The 18283-nt window shown below is 72.3% G+C and carries 17 protein-coding genes and 1 riboswitch; of the genes, 7 read left to right on the top strand and 10 right to left on the bottom strand.

The genetic code is table 11. From position 1 onward, the window contains the following. Nucleotides 1–182: 182 nt before the first annotated feature. A riboswitch (cobalamin riboswitch) is annotated at nucleotides 183–255 on the top strand. Between the two features lie 56 nt (nucleotides 256–311). Next, nucleotides 312–3914 (top strand): cobaltochelatase subunit CobN, encoded by a 3603-nt coding sequence (gene cobN / locus AB0C96_RS22040; protein WP_362919378.1) that lies wholly within the window; start codon nucleotides 312–314, stop codon nucleotides 3912–3914. Between the two features lie 151 nt (nucleotides 3915–4065). Here cobN and AB0C96_RS22035 read toward each other — a convergent pair whose 3' ends face one another. Both AB0C96_RS22035 and AB0C96_RS22030 read right to left on the bottom strand, forming a co-directional pair. Continuing rightward, nucleotides 4066–5205, bottom strand: coding sequence for an MFS transporter (locus tag AB0C96_RS22035; protein WP_362919416.1), 1140 nt, complete (start codon nucleotides 5203–5205; stop codon nucleotides 4066–4068). Between the two features lie 333 nt (nucleotides 5206–5538). After that, nucleotides 5539–6270 (bottom strand): DUF4097 family beta strand repeat-containing protein, encoded by a 732-nt coding sequence (locus tag AB0C96_RS22030; protein ID WP_362919377.1) that lies wholly within the window; start codon nucleotides 6268–6270, stop codon nucleotides 5539–5541. A 194-nt stretch (nucleotides 6271–6464) separates the two neighbouring features. Between AB0C96_RS22030 and AB0C96_RS22025 the strand changes: the two genes are divergently transcribed. Further along, a complete protein-coding gene (locus AB0C96_RS22025; protein ID WP_362919376.1) occupies nucleotides 6465–6764 on the top strand; it encodes a DUF1876 domain-containing protein in 300 nt (99 codons plus the stop codon). A 172-nt stretch (nucleotides 6765–6936) separates the two neighbouring features. Here AB0C96_RS22025 and AB0C96_RS22020 read toward each other — a convergent pair whose 3' ends face one another. The 4 genes from AB0C96_RS22020 to AB0C96_RS22005 all read right to left on the bottom strand — a co-directional run bounded on the left by AB0C96_RS22020 (nucleotide 6937) and on the right by AB0C96_RS22005 (nucleotide 10592). Continuing rightward, nucleotides 6937–8268 carry an LCP family protein gene (locus tag AB0C96_RS22020; protein WP_362919415.1) on the bottom strand — a complete coding sequence of 444 codons (1332 nt, stop codon included), beginning with the start codon at nucleotides 8266–8268 and terminating at the stop codon, nucleotides 6937–6939. A 345-nt stretch (nucleotides 8269–8613) separates the two neighbouring features. Continuing rightward, nucleotides 8614–8862: a hypothetical protein gene (locus tag AB0C96_RS22015; protein WP_362919375.1), complete on the bottom strand. Its 249-nt coding sequence runs from the start codon at nucleotides 8860–8862 to the stop codon at nucleotides 8614–8616. Nucleotides 8863–9104: 242 nt separating this feature from the next. Then, complete coding sequence (locus AB0C96_RS22010) at nucleotides 9105–10070, bottom strand: M56 family metallopeptidase (RefSeq protein WP_362919374.1); 966 nt, start codon at nucleotides 10068–10070, stop codon at nucleotides 9105–9107. Nucleotides 10071–10073: 3 nt separating this feature from the next. After that, nucleotides 10074–10592, bottom strand: coding sequence for a BlaI/MecI/CopY family transcriptional regulator (locus tag AB0C96_RS22005; RefSeq protein ID WP_362919414.1), 519 nt, complete (start codon nucleotides 10590–10592; stop codon nucleotides 10074–10076). Between the two features lie 244 nt (nucleotides 10593–10836). Between AB0C96_RS22005 and AB0C96_RS22000 the strand changes: the two genes are divergently transcribed. Beyond that, on the top strand, nucleotides 10837–11412 hold the full coding sequence (locus AB0C96_RS22000) for a TerD family protein (protein ID WP_362919373.1): 576 nt from the start codon (nucleotides 10837–10839) through the stop codon (nucleotides 11410–11412). A gap of 74 nt (nucleotides 11413–11486) precedes the next feature. Here the strand turns inward: AB0C96_RS22000 and AB0C96_RS21995 are convergent, their stop codons facing one another. Next, nucleotides 11487–11942: a TerB family tellurite resistance protein gene (locus tag AB0C96_RS21995; RefSeq protein ID WP_362919372.1), complete on the bottom strand. Its 456-nt coding sequence runs from the start codon at nucleotides 11940–11942 to the stop codon at nucleotides 11487–11489. A 242-nt stretch (nucleotides 11943–12184) separates the two neighbouring features. Here AB0C96_RS21995 and AB0C96_RS21990 point away from each other — a divergent pair, with 242 nt between their 5' ends. From AB0C96_RS21990 to AB0C96_RS21975, 4 genes are all read left to right on the top strand, one after another. Further along, nucleotides 12185–12418, top strand: a complete 234-nt coding sequence (locus AB0C96_RS21990) for a hypothetical protein (protein WP_362919371.1) — start codon at nucleotides 12185–12187, stop codon at nucleotides 12416–12418. After that, on the top strand, nucleotides 12415–13401 hold the full coding sequence (locus AB0C96_RS21985) for an acyl-CoA desaturase (protein WP_362919370.1): 987 nt from the start codon (nucleotides 12415–12417) through the stop codon (nucleotides 13399–13401). The genes AB0C96_RS21990 and AB0C96_RS21985 overlap by 4 nt, the downstream gene beginning before the upstream one ends. After that, on the top strand, nucleotides 13398–13832 hold the full coding sequence (locus AB0C96_RS21980) for a DUF5994 family protein (protein WP_362919369.1): 435 nt from the start codon (nucleotides 13398–13400) through the stop codon (nucleotides 13830–13832). Before AB0C96_RS21985 ends, AB0C96_RS21980 begins: the two co-directional genes overlap by 4 nt. 432 nt (nucleotides 13833–14264) lie before the next feature. Then, nucleotides 14265–14786, top strand: a complete 522-nt coding sequence (locus tag AB0C96_RS21975) for a DUF6344 domain-containing protein (RefSeq protein ID WP_362919368.1) — start codon at nucleotides 14265–14267, stop codon at nucleotides 14784–14786. A gap of 573 nt (nucleotides 14787–15359) precedes the next feature. Here AB0C96_RS21975 and AB0C96_RS21970 read toward each other — a convergent pair. The 3 genes from AB0C96_RS21970 to fabI are packed head-to-tail and all read right to left on the bottom strand — an operon-like array spanning nucleotide 15360 to nucleotide 18157. Further along, entirely contained in the window at nucleotides 15360–16868 is a 1509-nt protein-coding gene (locus AB0C96_RS21970; protein ID WP_362919367.1) for a class I adenylate-forming enzyme family protein, read from the bottom strand. Further along, entirely contained in the window at nucleotides 16865–17380 is a 516-nt protein-coding gene (locus AB0C96_RS21965; RefSeq protein ID WP_362919366.1) for a MaoC family dehydratase, read from the bottom strand. The genes AB0C96_RS21970 and AB0C96_RS21965 overlap by 4 nt, the downstream gene beginning before the upstream one ends. 6 nt (nucleotides 17381–17386) lie before the next feature. Continuing rightward, a complete protein-coding gene (gene fabI / locus AB0C96_RS21960) occupies nucleotides 17387–18157 on the bottom strand; it encodes an enoyl-ACP reductase FabI (protein WP_362919365.1) in 771 nt (256 codons plus the stop codon). Between the last annotated feature and the right edge of the window lie 126 nt (nucleotides 18158–18283).

Raw genomic sequence — 18283 nt, 5'->3', positions numbered from 1 at the left:
AGGGCGACGGGACGGGCCCACGGCGGCAGGTCCTCGGGCCCGTCTACGTCAGGTCCCCGGGCCCGTCTACCTCAGGTCCCCAGGCCCGCTTACCTCGTCCGCCCGCAGCCCTTACTATGCAGGTCGGTGGGTCGACTGGCCCACCGGACGCCAGCGACGGCGCCGGGCCCCAGGGCCCGAGGGAGGAAGCCCGGTGTGAATCCGGCGCGGTCCCGCCACTGTGAACCCGGCCGGTGCCGGGTGAGCCAGGAACTCCCGCCGTCCTTACGACCACCCGGGGCGCGGACACCCCGAGGAAGGCCTGCGCTCGCATGCTCCTGCTGCTGTCGACCTCCGACACCGACCTGCTCAGTGCCCGCGCGGCCACCGGCCCGGTGCCGTACCGGCTCGCCAACCCCGCCCGCCTCGACGTCGACGAACTGCCCGCGCTGCTGGAGGGCACCGACCTGGTCGTGGTGCGCCTGCTCGGCGGCATCCGTGCCTGGCAGGAGGGCCTGGACCTGCTGCTCGCCGAGGACCAGCACCGGCCGGTCGTCGTGCTCACCGGTGAACAGGCCCCGGACGCCCAGCTCATGGAGCAGTCCACGGTCCCGGTCGGCATCGCCGCCGAGGCACACGCCTACCTCGCGCACGGCGGCCCCGCCAACCTCGACCAGCTCGCCCGCTTCCTCTCCGACACGGTGCTGCTGACCGGCCACGGCTTCGAACCGCCCGCGGCCGCGGCCACCTGGGGCCCCCTGGAGTGGGAGCCGCGCACCGACAGCGGCCCCACCATCGCCGTGCTCTACTACCGCGCGCACCACATGAGCGGCAACACCGCCTTCGTACGGGCCCTGTGCGAACAGATCGAAGCGGCCGGCGGCCGGCCGCTGCCGCTCTTCGTCGCCTCCCTCCGGGCCCCCGAAGCCGAGTTGATCGAGGCGCTCGGCGCCGCCGACGCCATCGTCACCACCGTCCTCGCCGCCGGCGGCACCAAGCCCGCCGAGGCCTCCGCCGGCGGCGACGACGAGGCCTGGGACGCCGGCGCGCTGGCCGCCCTCGACGTGCCGATCCTGCAAGCCCTGTGCCTGACCGGGCCGCGCAGCGCCTGGGAGGAGAACGACGAGGGGCTCTCCCCGCTGGACGCCGCCTCGCAGATCGCCGTCCCCGAGTTCGACGGCCGCCTGATCACCGTCCCGTTCTCCTTCAAGGAGGTCGACGAGGACGGCCTCCCGGTGTACGTCGCCGACCCCGAGCGCGCCGCACGGGTCGCCGGCATCGCCGTACGCCACGCCCGGCTGCGCCACATCCCGGCCGCGGAGAAGCGGCTCGCGCTGGTGCTGTCCGCCTACCCGACCAAGCACTCCCGGATCGGCAACGCGGTCGGCCTGGACACCCCCGCCAGCGCCGTCGCCCTCCTCCGCCGCCTGCGCTCCGAGGGCTACGACTTCGGCACCGAAGAGGTCCCCGGCCTCGCCTCGGGCGACGGCGACGAGCTGATCTACGCCCTGATCGAGGCCGGCGGCCACGACCAGGAGTGGCTCACCGAGGAACAGCTGGCCCGCAACCCCGTCCGCATCCCGGCCGCCGACTACCGGCGCTGGTACGCCACCCTCCCGCAGGAGCTCCGCGACGCCGTCGAGGAGCACTGGGGGCCGCCGCCCGGCGAGATGTTCGTCGACCGCAGCCGGAACCCCGAGGGCGACATCGTGCTCGCCGCCCTGCGCCGCGGCAATCTGCTGATCCTCATCCAGCCGCCGCGCGGCTTCGGCGAGAACCCGATCGCGATCTACCACGACCCCGATCTGCCGCCCTCGCACCACTACTTGGCCGCCTACCGGTGGATCGCGGCCCCCGCCGCCGACGGCGGCTTCGGCGCGGACGCCATGGTCCACCTCGGCAAGCACGGCAACCTGGAGTGGCTGCCGGGCAAGAACGCCGGTCTGTCCGCCGCCTGCGGCCCGGACGCCGCCCTCGGCGACCTGCCCCTCGTCTACCCCTTCCTGGTCAACGACCCCGGCGAGGGCACCCAGGCCAAGCGCCGGGTGCACGCCACCCTCGTCGACCACCTCGTCCCGCCGATGGCCCGCGCCGAGTCCTACGGCGACATCGCGCGCCTGGAGCAGCTGCTCGACGAGTACGCGTCGATCGCCTCGATGGACCCGGCCAAGCTGCCCGCCATCCGCGCCCAGATCTGGACCCTGATCCAGGCCGCCAAGCTCGACCACGACCTGGGCATGGACGAACGCCCCGACGACGAGGGCTTCGACGACTTCCTGCTGCACGTCGACGGCTGGCTGTGCGAGGTCAAGGACGCCCAGATCCGCGACGGACTGCACGTCCTGGGCGGGGCGCCGACTGGCGAGGCGCGGGTGAACCTCGTCCTCGCCATCCTCCGCGCCCGCCAGATTTGGGGCGGCACCTCGGCCCTGCCCGGCCTGCGCGAGGCGCTCGGGCTGGACGAGTCCGCGGCCACCCGCACCACCGCCGACCAGGCCGAGGAGACCGCGCGCGCCCTGGTCCAGGCGATGGAGGACGCGGACTGGGACCCGGCCGCGGTCGCCCGGGTCGCCGACGGCCACCCGACCGCGGTCGCCGACGTCCTCGACTTCGCCGCCCACCAGGTCGTCCCGCGCCTCGCCGCCACCACCGATGAGATCGACCACGCCGTGCACGCGCTGAACGGCGGCTTCGTCCCGGCCGGCCCCTCCGGCTCCCCGCTCCGCGGCCTGGTCAACGTCCTGCCGACGGGCCGGAACTTCTACTCCGTCGACCCGAAGGCCGTCCCCTCCCGCCTCGCCTGGGAGACCGGCCAGGCCCTCGCCGAGTCGCTGCTGGAGCGCTACCGCGCCGACAACGGCGACTGGCCGCAGTCGGTCGGGCTGTCGCTGTGGGGCACCAGCGCGATGCGCACCAGCGGCGACGACGTCGCCGAGGCCCTCGCCCTGCTGGGCGTCCGCCCCGTATGGGACGACGCCTCGCGCCGCGTCAACGGCCTGGAGCCGATCCCGCTCGCCGAGCTCGGCCGCCCCCGCGTCGACGTCACGCTGCGCATCTCGGGCTTCTTCCGGGACGCGTTCCCACACGTCATCGGCCTCCTCGACGACGCCGTACGGCTGGCCGCCGGGCTCGACGAGCCGGCCGCGGAGAACTTCGTACGGGCCCACACCCAGGCCGACCTGGCCGCCCACGGCGACGAACGCCGCGCCACCACCCGCATCTTCGGCTCCCGACCCGGCACCTACGGTGCGGGCCTGTTGCAACTGATCGACTCCCGCGACTGGCGCACCGACGCCGATCTGGCCGAGGTCTACACCGTCTGGGGCGGCTACGCCTACGGCCGCGGCCTCGAAGGCCGCCCCGCCCGCGAGGAGATGGAGACGGCGTACAAGCGGATCGCGGTCGCCGCGAAGAACACCGACACCCGCGAGCACGACATCGCCGACTCCGACGACTACTTCCAGTACCACGGCGGCATGGTCGCCACCGTCAAGGCGCTGCGGGGCAAGGCACCCGAGGCGTACATCGGCGACTCCACCCGCCCCGAGACGGTCCGCACCAGGACCCTGGTCGAGGAGACCTCCCGGGTCTTCCGCGCCCGGGTCGTCAACCCCCGCTGGATCGAGGCGATGCGCCGCCACGGCTACAAGGGCGCCTTCGAACTCGCCGCCACCGTGGACTACTTGTTCGGCTACGACGCCACCACGGGCGTGGTCGCCGACTGGATGTACGACACGCTCGCCCAGACCTACGTCCTCGACCCGGAGAACCGCGCCTTCCTCCAGGAAGCCAACCCCTGGGCCCTGCACGGCATCGCCGAACGCCTCCTGGAGGCCGAGTCCCGCGGCATGTGGGAGAAGCCGGACGCCGAGACGCTGGCGGCGCTGCGCGAGGCCTTCCTGGAGACGGAGGGCGAGCTGGAGGGGGAGGACTGACGGACCGTCCGCCGTGCGTGCCGTCCACCGGGCGATCCTCCCGGCGGACGGCGTGATAGGCAGCAGGTGGTGCCCGGCGGACGACGGTCGGGCCTCCCGGCGGACGGCACGGCGGGCAGCGGGCGGGGCGGGCTCAGGCGACTGGGCGGGCTCAGGCGGCGGGTCCGGGCCACTGCGGCCCCTTGGCGAAATGCAGCCACGCCACCAGCACCACCAGGACCGCGGTGGCCCCGCCGATCGTCATGACCGCCGACGGGGACGTGCTGTCCAGTACAGCCCCGCCGGCGAGCGCCCCGAGGGAGATGGTCGCCTGGAAGGACGCGGTGAACAGCACCGAGGCCGCCTCCGGGGCGTCCGGGGCGGACCGGGCGAACCAGGCCTGCACCGAGACCGGCACCGCGCCGTAGCCGATGCCCCACACGATCAGCAGCGCCAGCGCGCCGACGTCCCCGAGCCCCACCACCGGGAGCAGCAGCGTCGCGGCGGCGAGCAGCCCCGCCGCGACGCCGAGCGTGGCCCGCGGCCGGCGGCGCACCGTCGCACCGCCCAGGAAGTTCCCGACGATCCCGGCCGCCCCGTAGATCAGCAGGAAGAGCGTGATCACCCCGGGGGAGGTGACCCGGGTGACCCGTTCCAGGAACGGCGTCACGTACGTGTACGTACCGAAGTGCGCCAACACGATCAGGAACGTCACCAGCAGCGCGAAGCGGGTGTGCGTGCGACGCGCCACGGCCCGCAGGACATGGGGGCGGGTGGCCCGGCCGACGGCGGGGAGGGCGGGCGTCACCAGTGCCGTCAGCGCGAACACCGCCAGCGCCAGCGCGCCCGTCACCACCAACGCCGTCCGCCAGCCGGCGAGGTCGCCGATGTAGGTGCCGGCGGGCACACCGAGCACGGACCCCAGCGGCACCGCGGAGAAGATCACCGCGGTCGCCCGCCCCACCGCTTCGGGCCGCACCAGCCGCTCCGCCAGCCCGGCCCCGATCGACCAGAAGCCGCCGACGACGATGCCGACCAGGACGCGGGAGAGCAGGACGAGCCCGTAGCCGGGTGCGCCCGCGGCGAGGAAGTTCGCCACCGCCAGCAGCAGGACCAGGGCGCACAGCATCAGCCGCCGGTCGACGCGGGCGGTCGCCAGGGTGACCGTGGGCGCCGCAACGGCCGCCAGCACGCCGGGCGTGGTCATCATCAGCCCCGCCGTACCGTCCGAGACGCCGAAGTCGTGCCCGATGGCCGTCAGCAGGCCGATCGGCAGGATCTCGGTGGTGACGATGGAGAAGATCCCCAGCATCACGGCGACCACCGCGAGCCAGCCCCGGAGTCCGGAGCCAGGGGGCGGGACGTCGGGCGACGGGCCCGAAGGGGAGGAGGGAGAGGAAAGAGAGGAGGGTGAGGGGGAGGGAGAGGAATGGGTCGAGTGGTGCGGAGGTGTCGAGCGAGCAGGGGTGGGGGTGGCCGTCGGGTCGTGGTCGGTCGCGGTCGGTGCGGGGTTTCTGCCAGGGGACATGGCTGGGCGTTCCGTCCTGGTGGGCGAGCGAATGCGATGCCCACCAGTCCAGCGCGGATGGCGGCCGAGGTCCGGCGGCAATCCGACGTGGTAGTCGGGGTCCCCTTCCCCGCCGCGTCAGGCCGACGTCGCGGTGATGTCGCCGTTGCTGGTGGTCAGGTCGAGTCGGTAGCGCCCCGCCGGGTCGTTGGCCACGGAGATGTTCTTGTCGCCGTTGCTGGTCCGGGTGGATATGCGGTAGTGGCCCTTGGGCACCTTGACCGTGATGGAGCCGTTGGTCGTCTCCGCCCGGACGCTCTGTGCGGTGGCCGGGGTGAGGTCGATCTCCCCGTTGGAGGTCTCGGCGGTGATGTGGCTGCCCGACAGGCCCCGTCCCCTGATCTGGCCGTTGGAGGTGTGCACGTCGACCGCGCCGGCGATGTCGTTCAGCTCGATGGCTCCGGAGCTGGTGGTGACGTTCACCGTGCCCACCGCGGTCAGGTCCACCGCTCCGTTGGAGGTATTGCCGCTCACCGGGAGGCCGGCCGGCACCTCGACCGTGTAGTTCACCGAGCACTTCTCGCCGCAGCCGCCGAGCATCAGGACACCGTCCTCCACCCGTTGCGTCGCGCCCTCCGGCCGGTCGCCCTGGTACGTGACCGAGCGGTGGACCGAGACCGTGCCGCCGGCCTTTCCGCCGCGGATCGTGACGCTGCCCGAGTCGCCGTCGAGCCGGATGGCCGTGATCTTCTTCGAGATCGTGGCGTCGTCCTTGAAGTTCTTGCTGGGTGACAGCCCGCAGCTGCTGATGCCCCACGCCCCGATGCAGGCCACCGCCACGATCCCGATGATGCGGGCGCGCTTGTCCATGAAATCCCCCGAAGTGCTCTGTCGTTGCTGTCGTGGCCGGACGGTCCCCCGCCCCAGAGCCACGGAGATCACGTTACGACGCCGTCGACGGACCGCACCATGGGGTAAACCCCACTCTTGGGGTGCGGTGATCCCCAGGTGCGGCCCGTGAGCTGCGGTGCGAGGATTTCTGTGGGGCAGGTCCTGTGCTGCGTATGGGGCGTACGAGTACGAGGAGGCTTCCGGTGACCACGAAGACATGGAACGCCGAGATCACCATCACCGAGACCGACAGCGAGGTCCGGGCCGAGGCCAGGCTGCGCGGCAAGGAAGGCGGACAGATGGTCGGCCAGGGGACGGCGCGCTGCAACCCCGCCGACGAGAACGTCCCCGCCATCGGCGACGAGTTGGCGGTGGCCAGGGCGATGTCGCACCTCAGCCATCAACTGCTACAGCGGGCCGCGCACGACATCGAGGTGCACACCGCGCAGCCGGTGGAGCGGCTGCACGCCTGACGGCACGGTCAGACCGCGCAGGCAGAAGGCGCCGGTATAAAGCGCGGGTAGAAGTCGACCGGGCAGCATCGGGGGACGTCCGGCCGACGGCATCGTGTGTCCGCACGGCACCCACGTCGGCCGTCAGCTGCCAGCCGTCAGCAAGGGGTGGCTGACTCCTGCCCCCTGATCCCTAACCGCCGACCTCCGAAGCGAAGTCCGGTCCGATCGTCAGCGTCACCGCGCCCGGTGCCGCGGTGGTCGACTCCGTCGTCTTGGTGCCGGGCAGACGTGCGGCGAGCACCTCGCTCTGGGCCTTGAGCGCGGCGGGGTAGCTGAGGGTGGTCTTGTCCGTCGCGGGGGCGTTGCCGGTGGCGATGACCGTGAAGCCGAGCTTGCGCAGCTGTTCGGCGGCGGAGGCGGCCTGGCCGGGGGTGCCGGTGCCGTTGAGCACACGGACCTGGACCGAGTGCGCGGTGATCGGATTCTTGGCCGCCTCGGCGAACCGCTGCTTTCCGGCGGCGCCGATCTCGCGGTCGTGGGCGAGGTCGCTGAACAACTCGGTGGCCTGCGGGTACTGCCAGACCACATTGGCCTTGTCGGTGGGGACGTCGGCCTCACGGTAGTAGTTGGGGACGGTGAGGAAGGTCAGGCGGTCGGAGGGGATGTCCTTGACCGTCGAGGCCAGATCGTAGAGCGGCTTGAGGCCGGCCAGGTCCTTGTCGGTGGTGAGGGACTTGGTCGCCGAGTCCAGGAAGTCGTAGAGCTCGCCCGGGCTGGTCAGCTTGGACTGCGCCTTGGAGGCCAGGGCCTTCATGAACTCCTGCTGGCGGCCGATGCGTCCGAGGTCGGAGCCGTCGCCGACGCTGTAGCGGGTGCGGACGTAGCCGAGCGCCTTCTCGTCCTGGACGTTCTGGCAGCCCGCCGCCATGTCCAGGTGGGCCTTCTTGTCGTGGATGGCGTGCTTGGGGCAGACCTCGATGCCGCCCAGGGCGTTGACCATGCCCTTGAAGCCCTGGAAGTCGACCGAGGTGAAGTGGTCGATGCGCAGACCGGTGTTCTTCTCGACGGTCTTGATGGTGCAGGCGGCGGCCTTGCGGATGTCGCCGCTGTCGCCGCCGATGGAGAACGCCTCGTTGATCTTGAAGTGGTGCGGGGTCGACTTCGAACCGTTGCCGCGGGTGCAGGCGGGGATCGGCACCCATGAGTCGCGGGGGAAGGACACCGCGGTGGCCCACTTGTGGTTGGCGGCGATGTGCAGCACCAGCAGGGTGTCCGACTGCATGGTGGTCAGGCCCTTGCCGTACTTGGCGTTGGCGCCCGCGCGGCTGTCGGAGCCGACGACCAGGATGTTCTTGGAGCCGGGGCTGAGGTTGACCGGCCGGGCGCCGTCGACGCTGATGTCCGCGCCGTGGATGTTCCCGTCGAGGTGCTGGTAGACCCATACGCCGACACCGGCCGTGCCGAGCAGCAGGACGCCGATGACGCCGCCGGTCCAGGCGACGATGCGGCCGCGCCGGGTCATCCGGACGCCGCCCGAGCCGCCCGCCCGGCCCGACGAGGGCGCCCGGCGGGAGCCGCCGGCCCGTCGGGAGGAGTCGGAAGACCGACGGCGCGAGCCGTCACCGGCGGGACGGGTGGCGTCGTCGCTACGGGCCGGGCCGGGTGTGCCGCCGCCCCGTCGGGCCGTCTGCTGGTGCGTCTGCCTGTCATGCACGCCGAAGGCCCTTCTGGTGCTGGTTGTGCGGGTGATGCGAGGGGTGCGGTACGGGGGAGGGGGCGGTTTCACGTGAAACCACGTTCACGGGAAGCGGCAGTGAAAGCGGCAGCGGCAGCGGCAGTGGCAGTGGAGACGGGCGCAGGTGGCCGATCAGATGCCGGTGCTGGGCAGGAGCCGGATGGACTCGGGGTCGTAGCGTCGCCACTGCGGCCCGTCGCCGCCGGGCAGGGTGCGCAGCCGGCACCACAGCTCGCCGGCACCGTCCGTCCACCAGGCGCTGATCCGGCCCAACTCCCAGCTGCCGTCCGGATATTGGACCTCCACGGGCTGATAGACCCATCGCACCTCCGCCTCTGGAGGCGGGCAGTCCCAGCTCAGGAGTCCGCACCTCGTCGCCATCTCCCCCTCCGCCCGCGCCCGTTGCGCATGTGTGCGCGCAACTCTACCGGCAACTTCTACAGGTTTGTAGAAGTTGCCCGCTGTGCACCGCGCACAACGGTGTGTGGTGCATGCCCAGTTGGGGGTCAGGGGATCAGTGTGCCCGTAGAGGGCGTTCATCGCCTCGGGAACCGCGTACGGGGCGCAGGGGGAACCCCGCGATCCTCCGAAATTCCAGGGCAATCCGGGGGAAGCGGTACGCATTAGAGGGGAGTGGCCGCCTTGAGGACGAGGAACAGCGCCACCGCGGCGTTGAGCGCGGAGAGCGCGGAGGCGGCGGTGCCGGCGGCGGCCATCAGGGCGGCCAGACCCGCGGGCGTCAGCGCCGGCGGCCACTGCCGTGCCGGCGGTACGGGAGCGAGCAGCGCCGCCACCCGGCGCGGCACCGGACCCGGTTCGGGGGCTGCGAAGTGCGCCAGCTCCGGTTGCGGCGCTGGTCGCGCGATCAGCGCCGCCTTGCCCACCGCGCGGGCGGTCAGCCTTCGGTCGCCGACCACCCGCGCCGCCTCCTCGTCCGCCCAGCGCTCGGTGGCGAAGGCGACCGCGGAACGCAGCGGCAGCAGCAGCGGGTTGACGCAGCCGGCCAGCCGTACGGCGAGCAGATAGCGGTGGTGACCGCAGTTCAGGTGCGCCCGCTCATGGGCGAACAGGGCGCGCCGCTCGTCGTCGTCGAGGCTGCGCAGCATCCCGCGGGAGACCGCGATCCGGCCCGGCCTGGCCGGCCGACCGGGGCGGGCCGGGGTGCCGGGCACGGCGTAGGCGTACGGATCGTCGTCCGGCAGCACGGCCGGGTCGGCGCCGGCCGGCAGCACGTCCAGCGCGCGGTGCGTACGGATCCGGATCCGGCGGTGCCGGCGCAGCGCGGCGCCGCACACCAGCAGGGCCCCGGCCAGCAGCGGGATCGCGGCGGCCCCGACGACCTCGGCGTACGGGACCGCCGCCCGCACCTCCGGGTCCGACCAGCCGTCGGGCAGCGGGTTGCCCGGCAGTTGGGCGGTGCCCACGACCATCAGCAGCGCCAGGCAGAGCGTGCTGCACAGGCCGAGGACGGCGGCGAGCAGGGTCAGCAGGCGGGTGGTGGCGCGCGGGTGGAGATGCTGCTCGGCGAGTCGGGCGATCGGCAGGGCGGTGAGCGGCAGGACGAGCGGCAGGAACACGAAGACGCCCACCGGTCAGCCTCCGCGCGCTTCGTCCGAGGGGTACTGGGCGTCGGTGCCGGTGCCGGTGTCGGTGTCGGTGTCGGTGTCCGGGGCCGCGGCAGGGGCAGGCTCCGTGGCAGGGGCAGGCTCCGCGGCGGGCTCGCCGTCGGTGGCGCGGTCGAGGAGGGTGCGCAGCAGCTGCTCGTCGTGTGCCGAGAGCGCGGAGACGAAGCTGGTCAGGACGGCGTCCCGGTCCGGTTCGCCGTCCAGGACGCGGCGCATCCGCAGCGCGGCGAGTCCGGCCTCGTCGGCGGCCGGGGTCCACACATAGGCGCGGCCGGACCGCTCGCGGGTGACGGCCTGCTTGGCGTGCAGCCGGGACAGGATCGTCATCACGGTCGTGTACGCGAGGTCGTCGCCGAGTCGCTCCTGCACCCAGGAGGCGGTGACCGGGCCCGGAGCGTGGTGCAGCGCCGCCAGTACCTGGGCCTCCAGCTGCCCCTGGCCGCGTCGGCGGGCGCGCTCCCGTCCGGAGTCGCCGAGGTCGCCCAGCCGTGGCCGGCCCGGGGTGCCGCCGACGCCCAGCGCCTTACCGAAGGGCTTGCCGCCCATGCTGTCGCCTCCCATCGCGCCGGGCGTCCCGAGGCCGGGACGTCGGCGCATTTTACTGAGTGGCCGGATCCGGGCGGTGGCATCCGGGCGCGTTCCCCGGTGCCGCGGACTCCGCGCCCGAACTTCTACACTCCTGTAGATTTTGGACTCGACCCGGAACACAGGCAATACCTGGAGGGAAGCCATGGGAGTCTCGCTGGCCAAGGGCGGCAACGTCTCTTTGTCGAAGGAAGCGCCCGGACTGACCGCGGTCACGGTCGGTCTCGGCTGGGACGTACGGACGACGACGGGTGCCGACTACGACCTGGATGCCAGTGCACTGCTGTGCACCGAGACGGGCAAGGTCGCCTCGGACGCGCACTTCGTCTTCTACAACAACCTCACCAGCCCGGACGGCTCGGTGCAGCACACCGGCGACAACCTGACCGGTGAGGGCGAGGGGGACGACGAGTCCCTCAACGTCACGCTGACCGGCGTGCCCGCCGAGATCACGAAGATCGTCTTCCCGGTCTCCATCCACGAGGCGGAGAGTCGGGGCCAGAGTTTCGGTCAGGTGCGCAATGCGTTCATCCGCGTCGTCAATCAGGCGGACGGGGCCGAGCTGGCCCGTTACGACCTGAGCGAGGACGCCTCGACCGAGACCGCGATGGTCTTCGGGGAGCTCTACCGGCACGGCGCGGAGTGGAAGTTCCGTGCCGTGGGCCAGGGCTATGCGTCCGGCCTGGCGGGGATCGCCGCGGACTTCGGCGTCAACGTCTGAGCCCGGGGCCTTGCGGGGGAGGGGCGTGCGGCGTCCGCCCGTACCCCTCCCCCGTGGCGCCCGGTTCCGGTTCCTCAGAGGTCGAACTCCGCCGGGGCGATGCCCAGCGCGAAGCACACCTCGCGCACCAGCGCCTGCTCCGTGGAGTCGAAGTCCCCGTCCGCGCCACCGATCACGATGCCGATCTGGATCACGGCGCGCGCCTCTGTCGGCTTCTTCTTCACCTTGCCGACCTCCTGCAACACGCTCACCTTGCCGAAGTCGAAGTCGGCGGTCAGCTTGTCGAGGTAGCCGTCGAAGCGGCGCTGGAGGTCGTCCGCGGCGAAGTTCTGCAACACCTCGTTGGTGGCGATGAGCTGCGCCACCCGTCGGCGCTCCGACGGGTCGACGGTGCCGTCGGCGGCGGCCACCAGGGCGCACATCGCCATGCTGGCGTCCCGGAAGGCGCCGCTCCTGAGGTCGTTCTTCCTGGCGATGAGCTGGGACTGCATCGTCTGCGCGGAATCCTTGATCCGATCCCACAGGGCCATGGGAATCTCCTCCGTTGGTTAAGCAATGGTCATGTGGAAGTAAAATCTACAGTGTTGTAGATATTGGCTCCGCGTGGCCCCCGAGGGAGGGGGTGCGCCTCGCCTGTCGGCTGCGCCGCAGGCAGCGCGGGGAGTATCGGGTTCTATGGGGGGATTTGCCGGGCTGCTGCGGGGTACCGTGAAGGCACCGGAAACACCGAACGATGCCCAGGGATACCGAGGGACTCCGTGAGGTGAGCACCATGCAGACTCTGTTGACCGTGGTCGTGCTGCTGGCGCTGGTCGTGCTGGGGGCCCTGTTCATCGCCCGGGTCAATGCCCAGCAGGCGGGACGGATGGCCACCCATCGGTACGCGGACTGGAAGCAGGCGCTGCGGCAGCGGAGGCACAAGAGGTCGCACGGCGAAGTCCCCTCCGAACCGCACCTGGCCGGCCCACCGGCGCCCCCCTCCAGCAAGGCGGGAAACGACCTGTGACCTCCACCGCTCGCACCGTCCCGTCGGCCCAGGACTACGACGGAACCTCGCCCTTCCCCGGCAACCGCGACGAACCCCCGCCGAGCGGCGGCCGGCGGATGTACGTCACGGTCACCGGCATCATCGTCGTCGCCCCCTTCGTCGGCCTGGCCGTCGCCATCCCGCTCCTGTGGGGCAGCGTCGTCCACCCCACCGACCTGGTTCTGCTGGCCGTCTTCTACGTCATCACCGGCCTGGGCGTCACGATCGGCTTCCACCGCGGCCTCACCCACCGCAGCTACACCGCCGCCCCCGCGCTGCGCATCGCGCTCGCCGTCGCCGGATCGCTCAGCTTCCAGGGCGACGTGATCGACTGGGTCGCCACCCACCGTCGCCACCACGCCTTCACCGACCGCCCCGGCGACCCGCACTCCCCCTACCGCTACGGCACCAGCCTGCGCGGGCAACTGCGCGGACTGGTCCACTCGCACATCGGTTGGCTCTTCGGCAACGACCCCACCTCGCACCGGCACTTCGCCCCCGACCTGCTCGCCGACCGCGGCATCCGGGCCGTGGACCGGGCGTTCCCCGCGCTGTGCCTGCTCACGCTCGGCCTGCCGTTCGCCCTCGGCTGGGCGCTCGGCGGCACCTGGACCACCGGGCTGACCGCCCTGCTGTGGGCCGGGTTCATCCGGATCGCGCTGCTGCACCACGTCACCTGGAGCGTCAATTCGCTCTGCCACATCGTCGGGGAGCGGCCGTTCCGCACCCGGCGCCACGACCGGGCGACCAACCTCTGGCCGCTGGCCCTGCTCTCGTTCGGCGAGAGCTGGCACAACCTGCACCACGCCGATCCCACGTGCGCCCGGCACGGCGTCGACCGCGGGCAGATCGATGTGTCCGCCGCCGTCATCCGGCTCTTCGAACGCCTCGGCTGGGTCTGGGACGTGCACTGGCCCGACCCCGCCAGGGTGGCGGCCCGCCGCATCAGGAGCACCGCATGACCACCGGCCCGGCGGACCCTGCCGACCTCGCCCGGCCCCCGCACCACGCCCCACCGCCGGTCGCCCGCCTGACCATCGCCCCGCACACCGACACGGTGCGGCGCATCGACGGCGTCTGGTGGCCGCACTCGGCCGATCTGCTGGCCGAACTCCCCGAGCTGCTGACCGCGCTGCCCTTCGACTGGCCGCGGATCACCCACGCCACGGTGAACGGCGCGGCCTGGCCCGCGCTCCCCGCCCACATCCTCGTCGCCGGCCATGTGGTGCGCCTCCGCAGGACCACCGGCCGCGCGGGCCAGGACACCGTCTGCCTGGTCTCCCCGGGCAACGGGCGCTGGGACCTCATGATCATCCCGCCCGGCACCCCCGAACCCGAGGCCGTCCGGATCATGGCCGAGATGGCCCGCAGCGGAGAGTCGACACCGGCCTGAGCCGGCGCATTGCCGCATGGCGGCACCCGTCGCCGCCGGCCGTCGGGGCCTTGCCCGTTGACCCCGACGATCGCCATAACCCGAGAATCCGCCGCGCGCATCCGCCGGCACCCCGCCCACCGTGCGCGAAACGGCATCCAGCGAGCGGTCGACCGGTGCCCCCGACCCGCTCCGACCTGCGGTTCGGTCGTGATCGTTACTGCGGACGGGTGGTGTTCATCGGAAGAACGCCGATCCGGGGGCGTCGGTCCGTGAATCCTCTCATTGCGTACTCATCATAAGAAAACGCAACAGAAGCGGCGCAAAGTAAGCGATGCGAGCGGAGCGGCGCAACTGAGGCAGCGCAACAGAAGTACGCGCAACACAGCGAGACGCAAGCGCAGAAGAAGCAACGGATCTCTCGGGGAGATCCTGACCGAAAGTGAGGGGACCATGGCTGCGACCAAGGTCATGAAGTTCTGGGCGGTGTGCCTTGCCGTTCTCGGCAAGCTGTTGGCATCGCTGGGTGTCTCCGCGCCGGCGTCGGCCGCGCGCCGCGAGGCCGCACTGTACGAGCAGACCCTGGACAACGGGAGTGCGGGCACCGATGTCCCGGGCGGCGAGGGTCCCAAGGCGGTGCACTGCACCAAGCCGGACCGCGACCCGGATGCGGGGACCCCTGCGGCCCCGGCCGCCAAGCCCGTGCCCAGCGTGCCGGCCCCGCGCTCGGTGCCGCTGTACGACCAGGGCTGGTCCGCCGGCTGGGCGTTCGTCTACCCGGAGCTGCCGCCGACGATCAAGCAGCGCATCAGCGCCGAGGCGCACGGAGCCTCGCCGGGGCTGCGCAGCCGCCGCATCGAGCCGCTGACCACCGGCCGCAGCGGAGCCGACCCGCGCATCGGCTCGTCCGCGGACGCGCTTCGCGGGCTCATCCCGGCGGCCCGTCGCCATGCGCACACCGCCCGCACCATCTGAGCCGGGCGGCAGCAGTTCCCGAGCGGTTCCCGAGCGGTTCCCGATGCAGGCCCGCCGGCCCCGAAGTGAGCGGGACAGCGCGTGACCACAGCGCGCCGAGCAGAGCGAACGCAGACGACGCAACTGACGTAGCCGATGTAACCGACGCAACCGATGTAACTGACACAACTGACACAACTGACCTCCACGGCACGGGCGATGCCCACGGCGCGTGAGATCAGTACGCGGACGACGTACACGACCACGACGCCCGACGCATGCGATCCGTACGAGGACGACGCACACGACGCAGACGAAGAGCCAGCCGAAGACGACCCAGCCGAAGACAACCCAGCCGAAGACGGCGAAGCCCGTGCGGGTCGCAGAGACGACGAAGGCCGTGAAGACGACGAAGCTCATGGACACGTAGGGCCGATGACGACGGCGAGGCGATGACGACGTAGCGATGTTTCACGTGAAACATCCCCGGCCGTGAACCACCGGTAGAGCGCCCGTAGTTCAACCGCCCGAAGGACGACAGCGCCAAGGACGACAGCCCCAAGGACGACAGCCCCCAGATCAAGCGCCCGAGCGCTACCGCTCGGCCCCCGACCGGGGCACCGGTCCCGGACCCACCTCCTCCTCCAGCCCCAGCTGCGCACGCAATGCCCGTGCGTCCGGCTTGCCGTTGGCCGTGAGTGGGAAGTGGTCGACGACATGGACCGCATTGGGCTGTTCGTACTCCGACAGGTGCTCGGCGAGTCGCCGGCGCCAGGTGAGCGGGGCCTCGCCCTCAGGGTCCGCGACCACGAAGTGCAGTGCGCTGCCGCGGCGTTGGTCCTCGACCGCCAGCACCTTGACCGGGCGGCCACAGGCCTCGGCGCGGCGTTCCAGGCTCTCGGGGTAGAGCGTGAAACCGAAGCGGTGCACGGCCTGATTGCGGCCCACCACTCGTACGACGCCGTCCGCGTCGACACTGCCCCGGTCGGCCGTCGGATACCAGGCGTCGGGGTCGACGGGCGTGAGCGAGCCGTCCTCCTGGAGGTAGCCGGCCATCAGCCCGGGGGAACGCACCTCGATGCCGCCGAGCTCGCCCGGGTCGGCAGCGCTGCCGTCGGGGCGCCGCACCCGCAGCCGTACGCCGGGCAGCGGGCGCCCGCAGCCGTGCGGTGTGTCGGGGGTGGCCAGTGCGACATTGCCGAGTTCCGTCAGACCGTAGCCGTCCAGCAGGGGGCGGCCCATCGTCGTGTGGAAGGTCTCGGCCAGCGGGGCCGGCAGCGGTGCGCCGCCGACGCCCCATATCCGCACGCCCGCGAGCCCGGCGCGCACCTCGGGGCGGCGTCGTACCACGCCCAGCAGCGAGTGGTACGTGGACGGCGCGGCGTCCACCGCGGTGGCGCCGTGCGCGGCGGCCTGGGTGGCGGCCGCATCGAGCCGCTGGTAGGGGGTGACCAACAGGGTGCAACGGGCCAGCCACCACAGCAGGATGACGGAGAGCCCGTACTGGTGGGAGAAGGGCAGCAGCGGCGCGAGTACGTCGTCGGTGCGGTAGCCCATGGCTTCGATGGTGCGCAGCGAGTTGTCGAGGACGGCCCGGCCGGGCTTGACGATGCCTTTGGGGCGCCCGGTGGTGCCCGAGGACCACAGGACGAGGGCGTCGGGGCGGCGGAACCAGCGGGTCAGGTCCACGTCCGCGGGCGGTGCCGGCGGGGCGTCGACGGTCAACCGCGGGTAGTGGATGACGCGCCGGTCGGGGAGGCCGGGGAAGCCTGCGGCGCGGTCGGCGGCGGTGACCAACCAACGCGCCCGCGCCTGGCGGGCCGCGGCGTCGGCGTCGGCCGCGGAGAGCCGGTGGTCGAGTGGGATCAGCGAGGTGTCCAGTTGCATCAGGGCCAGCAGCGTCAGGACGTAGTCGACGCTGTTGTCGCCCTGCACCAGGACCCGGTCCCCGGCCCGTACGCCGAGGTCGTGCAGGGCGTGTGCGGTGGTCTGCACCCGGCGGTCGAGCGCGGGGCCGTCGAGGTGCCCGGTGTCGCCGAGCGGGGCGGAGGTGCCGTCGACGAGCCGGGCGGCGGCGACCGGAGGGGCGATGGTGTCGGTCATGGGTGCTGCTCCGATCCCTGGGGGTCGAGGGGGCGCCGCACGGGCCACTCGGGGGTGGCCGGGCACAGCATCGAGGAGGTGGTGGTGGCCACCCACAGCCCGTCCGCGTCGTGGAACTCGCAGTCGACGGTGAGCAGCCGGCGGCCCGCGAGCACGGTGACGCCGGCGAGGCGGACGGTGGCGTACAGGGTGTCGCCGGCGTGTGCCGGCCGGGCGTGGCGCAGCGTCTGGGAGCGGTGCACGGCGCCGTCGGTGGTGGTGAAGTCCGGTCGGGTGCTGAGGAGTTGGTCTTCGGCCCGGGCGGCGAGGGTGGCCAGGTAGGTGGGCGGTGCGATGACGTCGGGATGACCGAGGGCGCGGGCGGCGGCCGGGTCGGTGTACGCCGGGTGGGGGTCACCGAGCGCGGCGGCGAAGGCGGCGATCCCCGCCCGGTCGAGGGCGTACGGGCCGCAGCGCAGGGAGCCGTGACCCGCCGGGGCGGGCTCGGGCGGCGGCGCCGGTCTCTCCGCCATGGCCGGTCAGTCGCCGATCATGTGGCGGCCACCGTCCGCGTGGACGATCTCGCCGGTCGTGGCGGGCAGCCAGTCCGACAACAGGGCCACGCAGGTGCGGGCGACCGGCTCGGCGTCCTCGGGGTCCCAGCCCAGGGGGGCGCGGGCCGCCCAGCCCTTCTCGAAGGACGGGCCGTCGCCGCCGATGCCGCGGGCGGCCAGGGTGCGCAGCGGGCCGGCGGCGACGAGGTTGGCCCGGATACCCTGTCCGCCGAGGTCGCGTGCCAGGTAGCGGGAGCAGGCCTCAAGTCCCGCCTTGGCCACGCCCATCCAGTCGTAGCCGGGCCAGGCGCGGGAGGCGTCGAAGTCCACGCCGACGACCGAGGCGCCGGGGCGCAGCAGCGGGCGGCAGGCCATGGCGAGTGCCACCAGGGAGTACGTCGAGGTGTGCAGGGCGGCGGACACATCGCGCCAGGGGGCGGTCAGGAAGCCGCCGTCCAGGCAGTTGGCGGGGGCGTTGGCGACCGAGTGCAGGACGCCGTCGAGTCCGTCGAGGTGGGCGCCGACCCGGTCGGCGAGGGTGCTGAGCTGCGCTTCGTCGGTGACGTCCAACTCCACCACGGGGGGCTCCTCCGGCAGCCGCCGGGCGAGCCGGGCCACCAGGCTCGGCCGTCCGTAGGCGGTGAGGACGATCTTGGCTCCCTCTTCCTGGGCGAGCCGCGCCACCGCATAGGCGATCGAACGCTCGGTGATCACACCAGTGACGACCAGCCGCTTTCCGTCGAGCAGACCGCTCATGCGGTTCCTCCGTCTGACTCGTTCTCGACTCCAGAGTCACAGAACGTAACTCAGAAGCGCTAAAAATAGCTCAGAAGTGCTGAAAGCAGCTCAGGAGCTTTGTCCGACCTGGGTCTTGAAAGGCCA

Source organism: Streptomyces sp. NPDC048506 (assembly GCF_040651315.1).
Lineage (GTDB): Bacteria > Actinomycetota > Actinomycetes > Streptomycetales > Streptomycetaceae > Streptomyces.
Note: the sequence above shows the minus strand (reverse complement) of the source record. Positions and strands in the feature narration are given on the sequence as shown.

Excerpts from the sequence above, each read along its gene's own strand:
- cobN (WP_362919378.1), top strand. The coding sequence starts at position 312 with ATGCTCCTGCTGCTGTCGACCTCCGACACCGACCTGCTCAGTGCCCGC.
- AB0C96_RS22035 (WP_362919416.1), bottom strand. The coding sequence starts at position 5,205 with ATGCTGGGGATCTTCTCCATCGTCACCACCGAGATCCTGCCGATCGGC.
- AB0C96_RS22030 (WP_362919377.1), bottom strand. The coding sequence starts at position 6,270 with ATGGACAAGCGCGCCCGCATCATCGGGATCGTGGCGGTGGCCTGCATC.
- AB0C96_RS22025 (WP_362919376.1), top strand. The coding sequence starts at position 6,465 with ATGGGGCGTACGAGTACGAGGAGGCTTCCGGTGACCACGAAGACATGG.
- AB0C96_RS22020 (WP_362919415.1), bottom strand. The coding sequence starts at position 8,268 with ATGACCCGGCGCGGCCGCATCGTCGCCTGGACCGGCGGCGTCATCGGC.
- AB0C96_RS22015 (WP_362919375.1), bottom strand. The coding sequence starts at position 8,862 with ATGGCGACGAGGTGCGGACTCCTGAGCTGGGACTGCCCGCCTCCAGAG.
- AB0C96_RS22000 (WP_362919373.1), top strand. The coding sequence starts at position 10,837 with ATGGGAGTCTCGCTGGCCAAGGGCGGCAACGTCTCTTTGTCGAAGGAA.
- AB0C96_RS21995 (WP_362919372.1), bottom strand. The coding sequence starts at position 11,942 with ATGGCCCTGTGGGATCGGATCAAGGATTCCGCGCAGACGATGCAGTCC.
- AB0C96_RS21990 (WP_362919371.1), top strand. The coding sequence starts at position 12,185 with ATGCAGACTCTGTTGACCGTGGTCGTGCTGCTGGCGCTGGTCGTGCTG.
- AB0C96_RS21980 (WP_362919369.1), top strand. The coding sequence starts at position 13,398 with ATGACCACCGGCCCGGCGGACCCTGCCGACCTCGCCCGGCCCCCGCAC.
- AB0C96_RS21975 (WP_362919368.1), top strand. The coding sequence starts at position 14,265 with ATGGCTGCGACCAAGGTCATGAAGTTCTGGGCGGTGTGCCTTGCCGTT.
- AB0C96_RS21970 (WP_362919367.1), bottom strand. The coding sequence starts at position 16,868 with ATGACCGACACCATCGCCCCTCCGGTCGCCGCCGCCCGGCTCGTCGAC.
- AB0C96_RS21965 (WP_362919366.1), bottom strand. The coding sequence starts at position 17,380 with ATGGCGGAGAGACCGGCGCCGCCGCCCGAGCCCGCCCCGGCGGGTCAC.
- fabI (WP_362919365.1), bottom strand. The coding sequence starts at position 18,157 with ATGAGCGGTCTGCTCGACGGAAAGCGGCTGGTCGTCACTGGTGTGATC.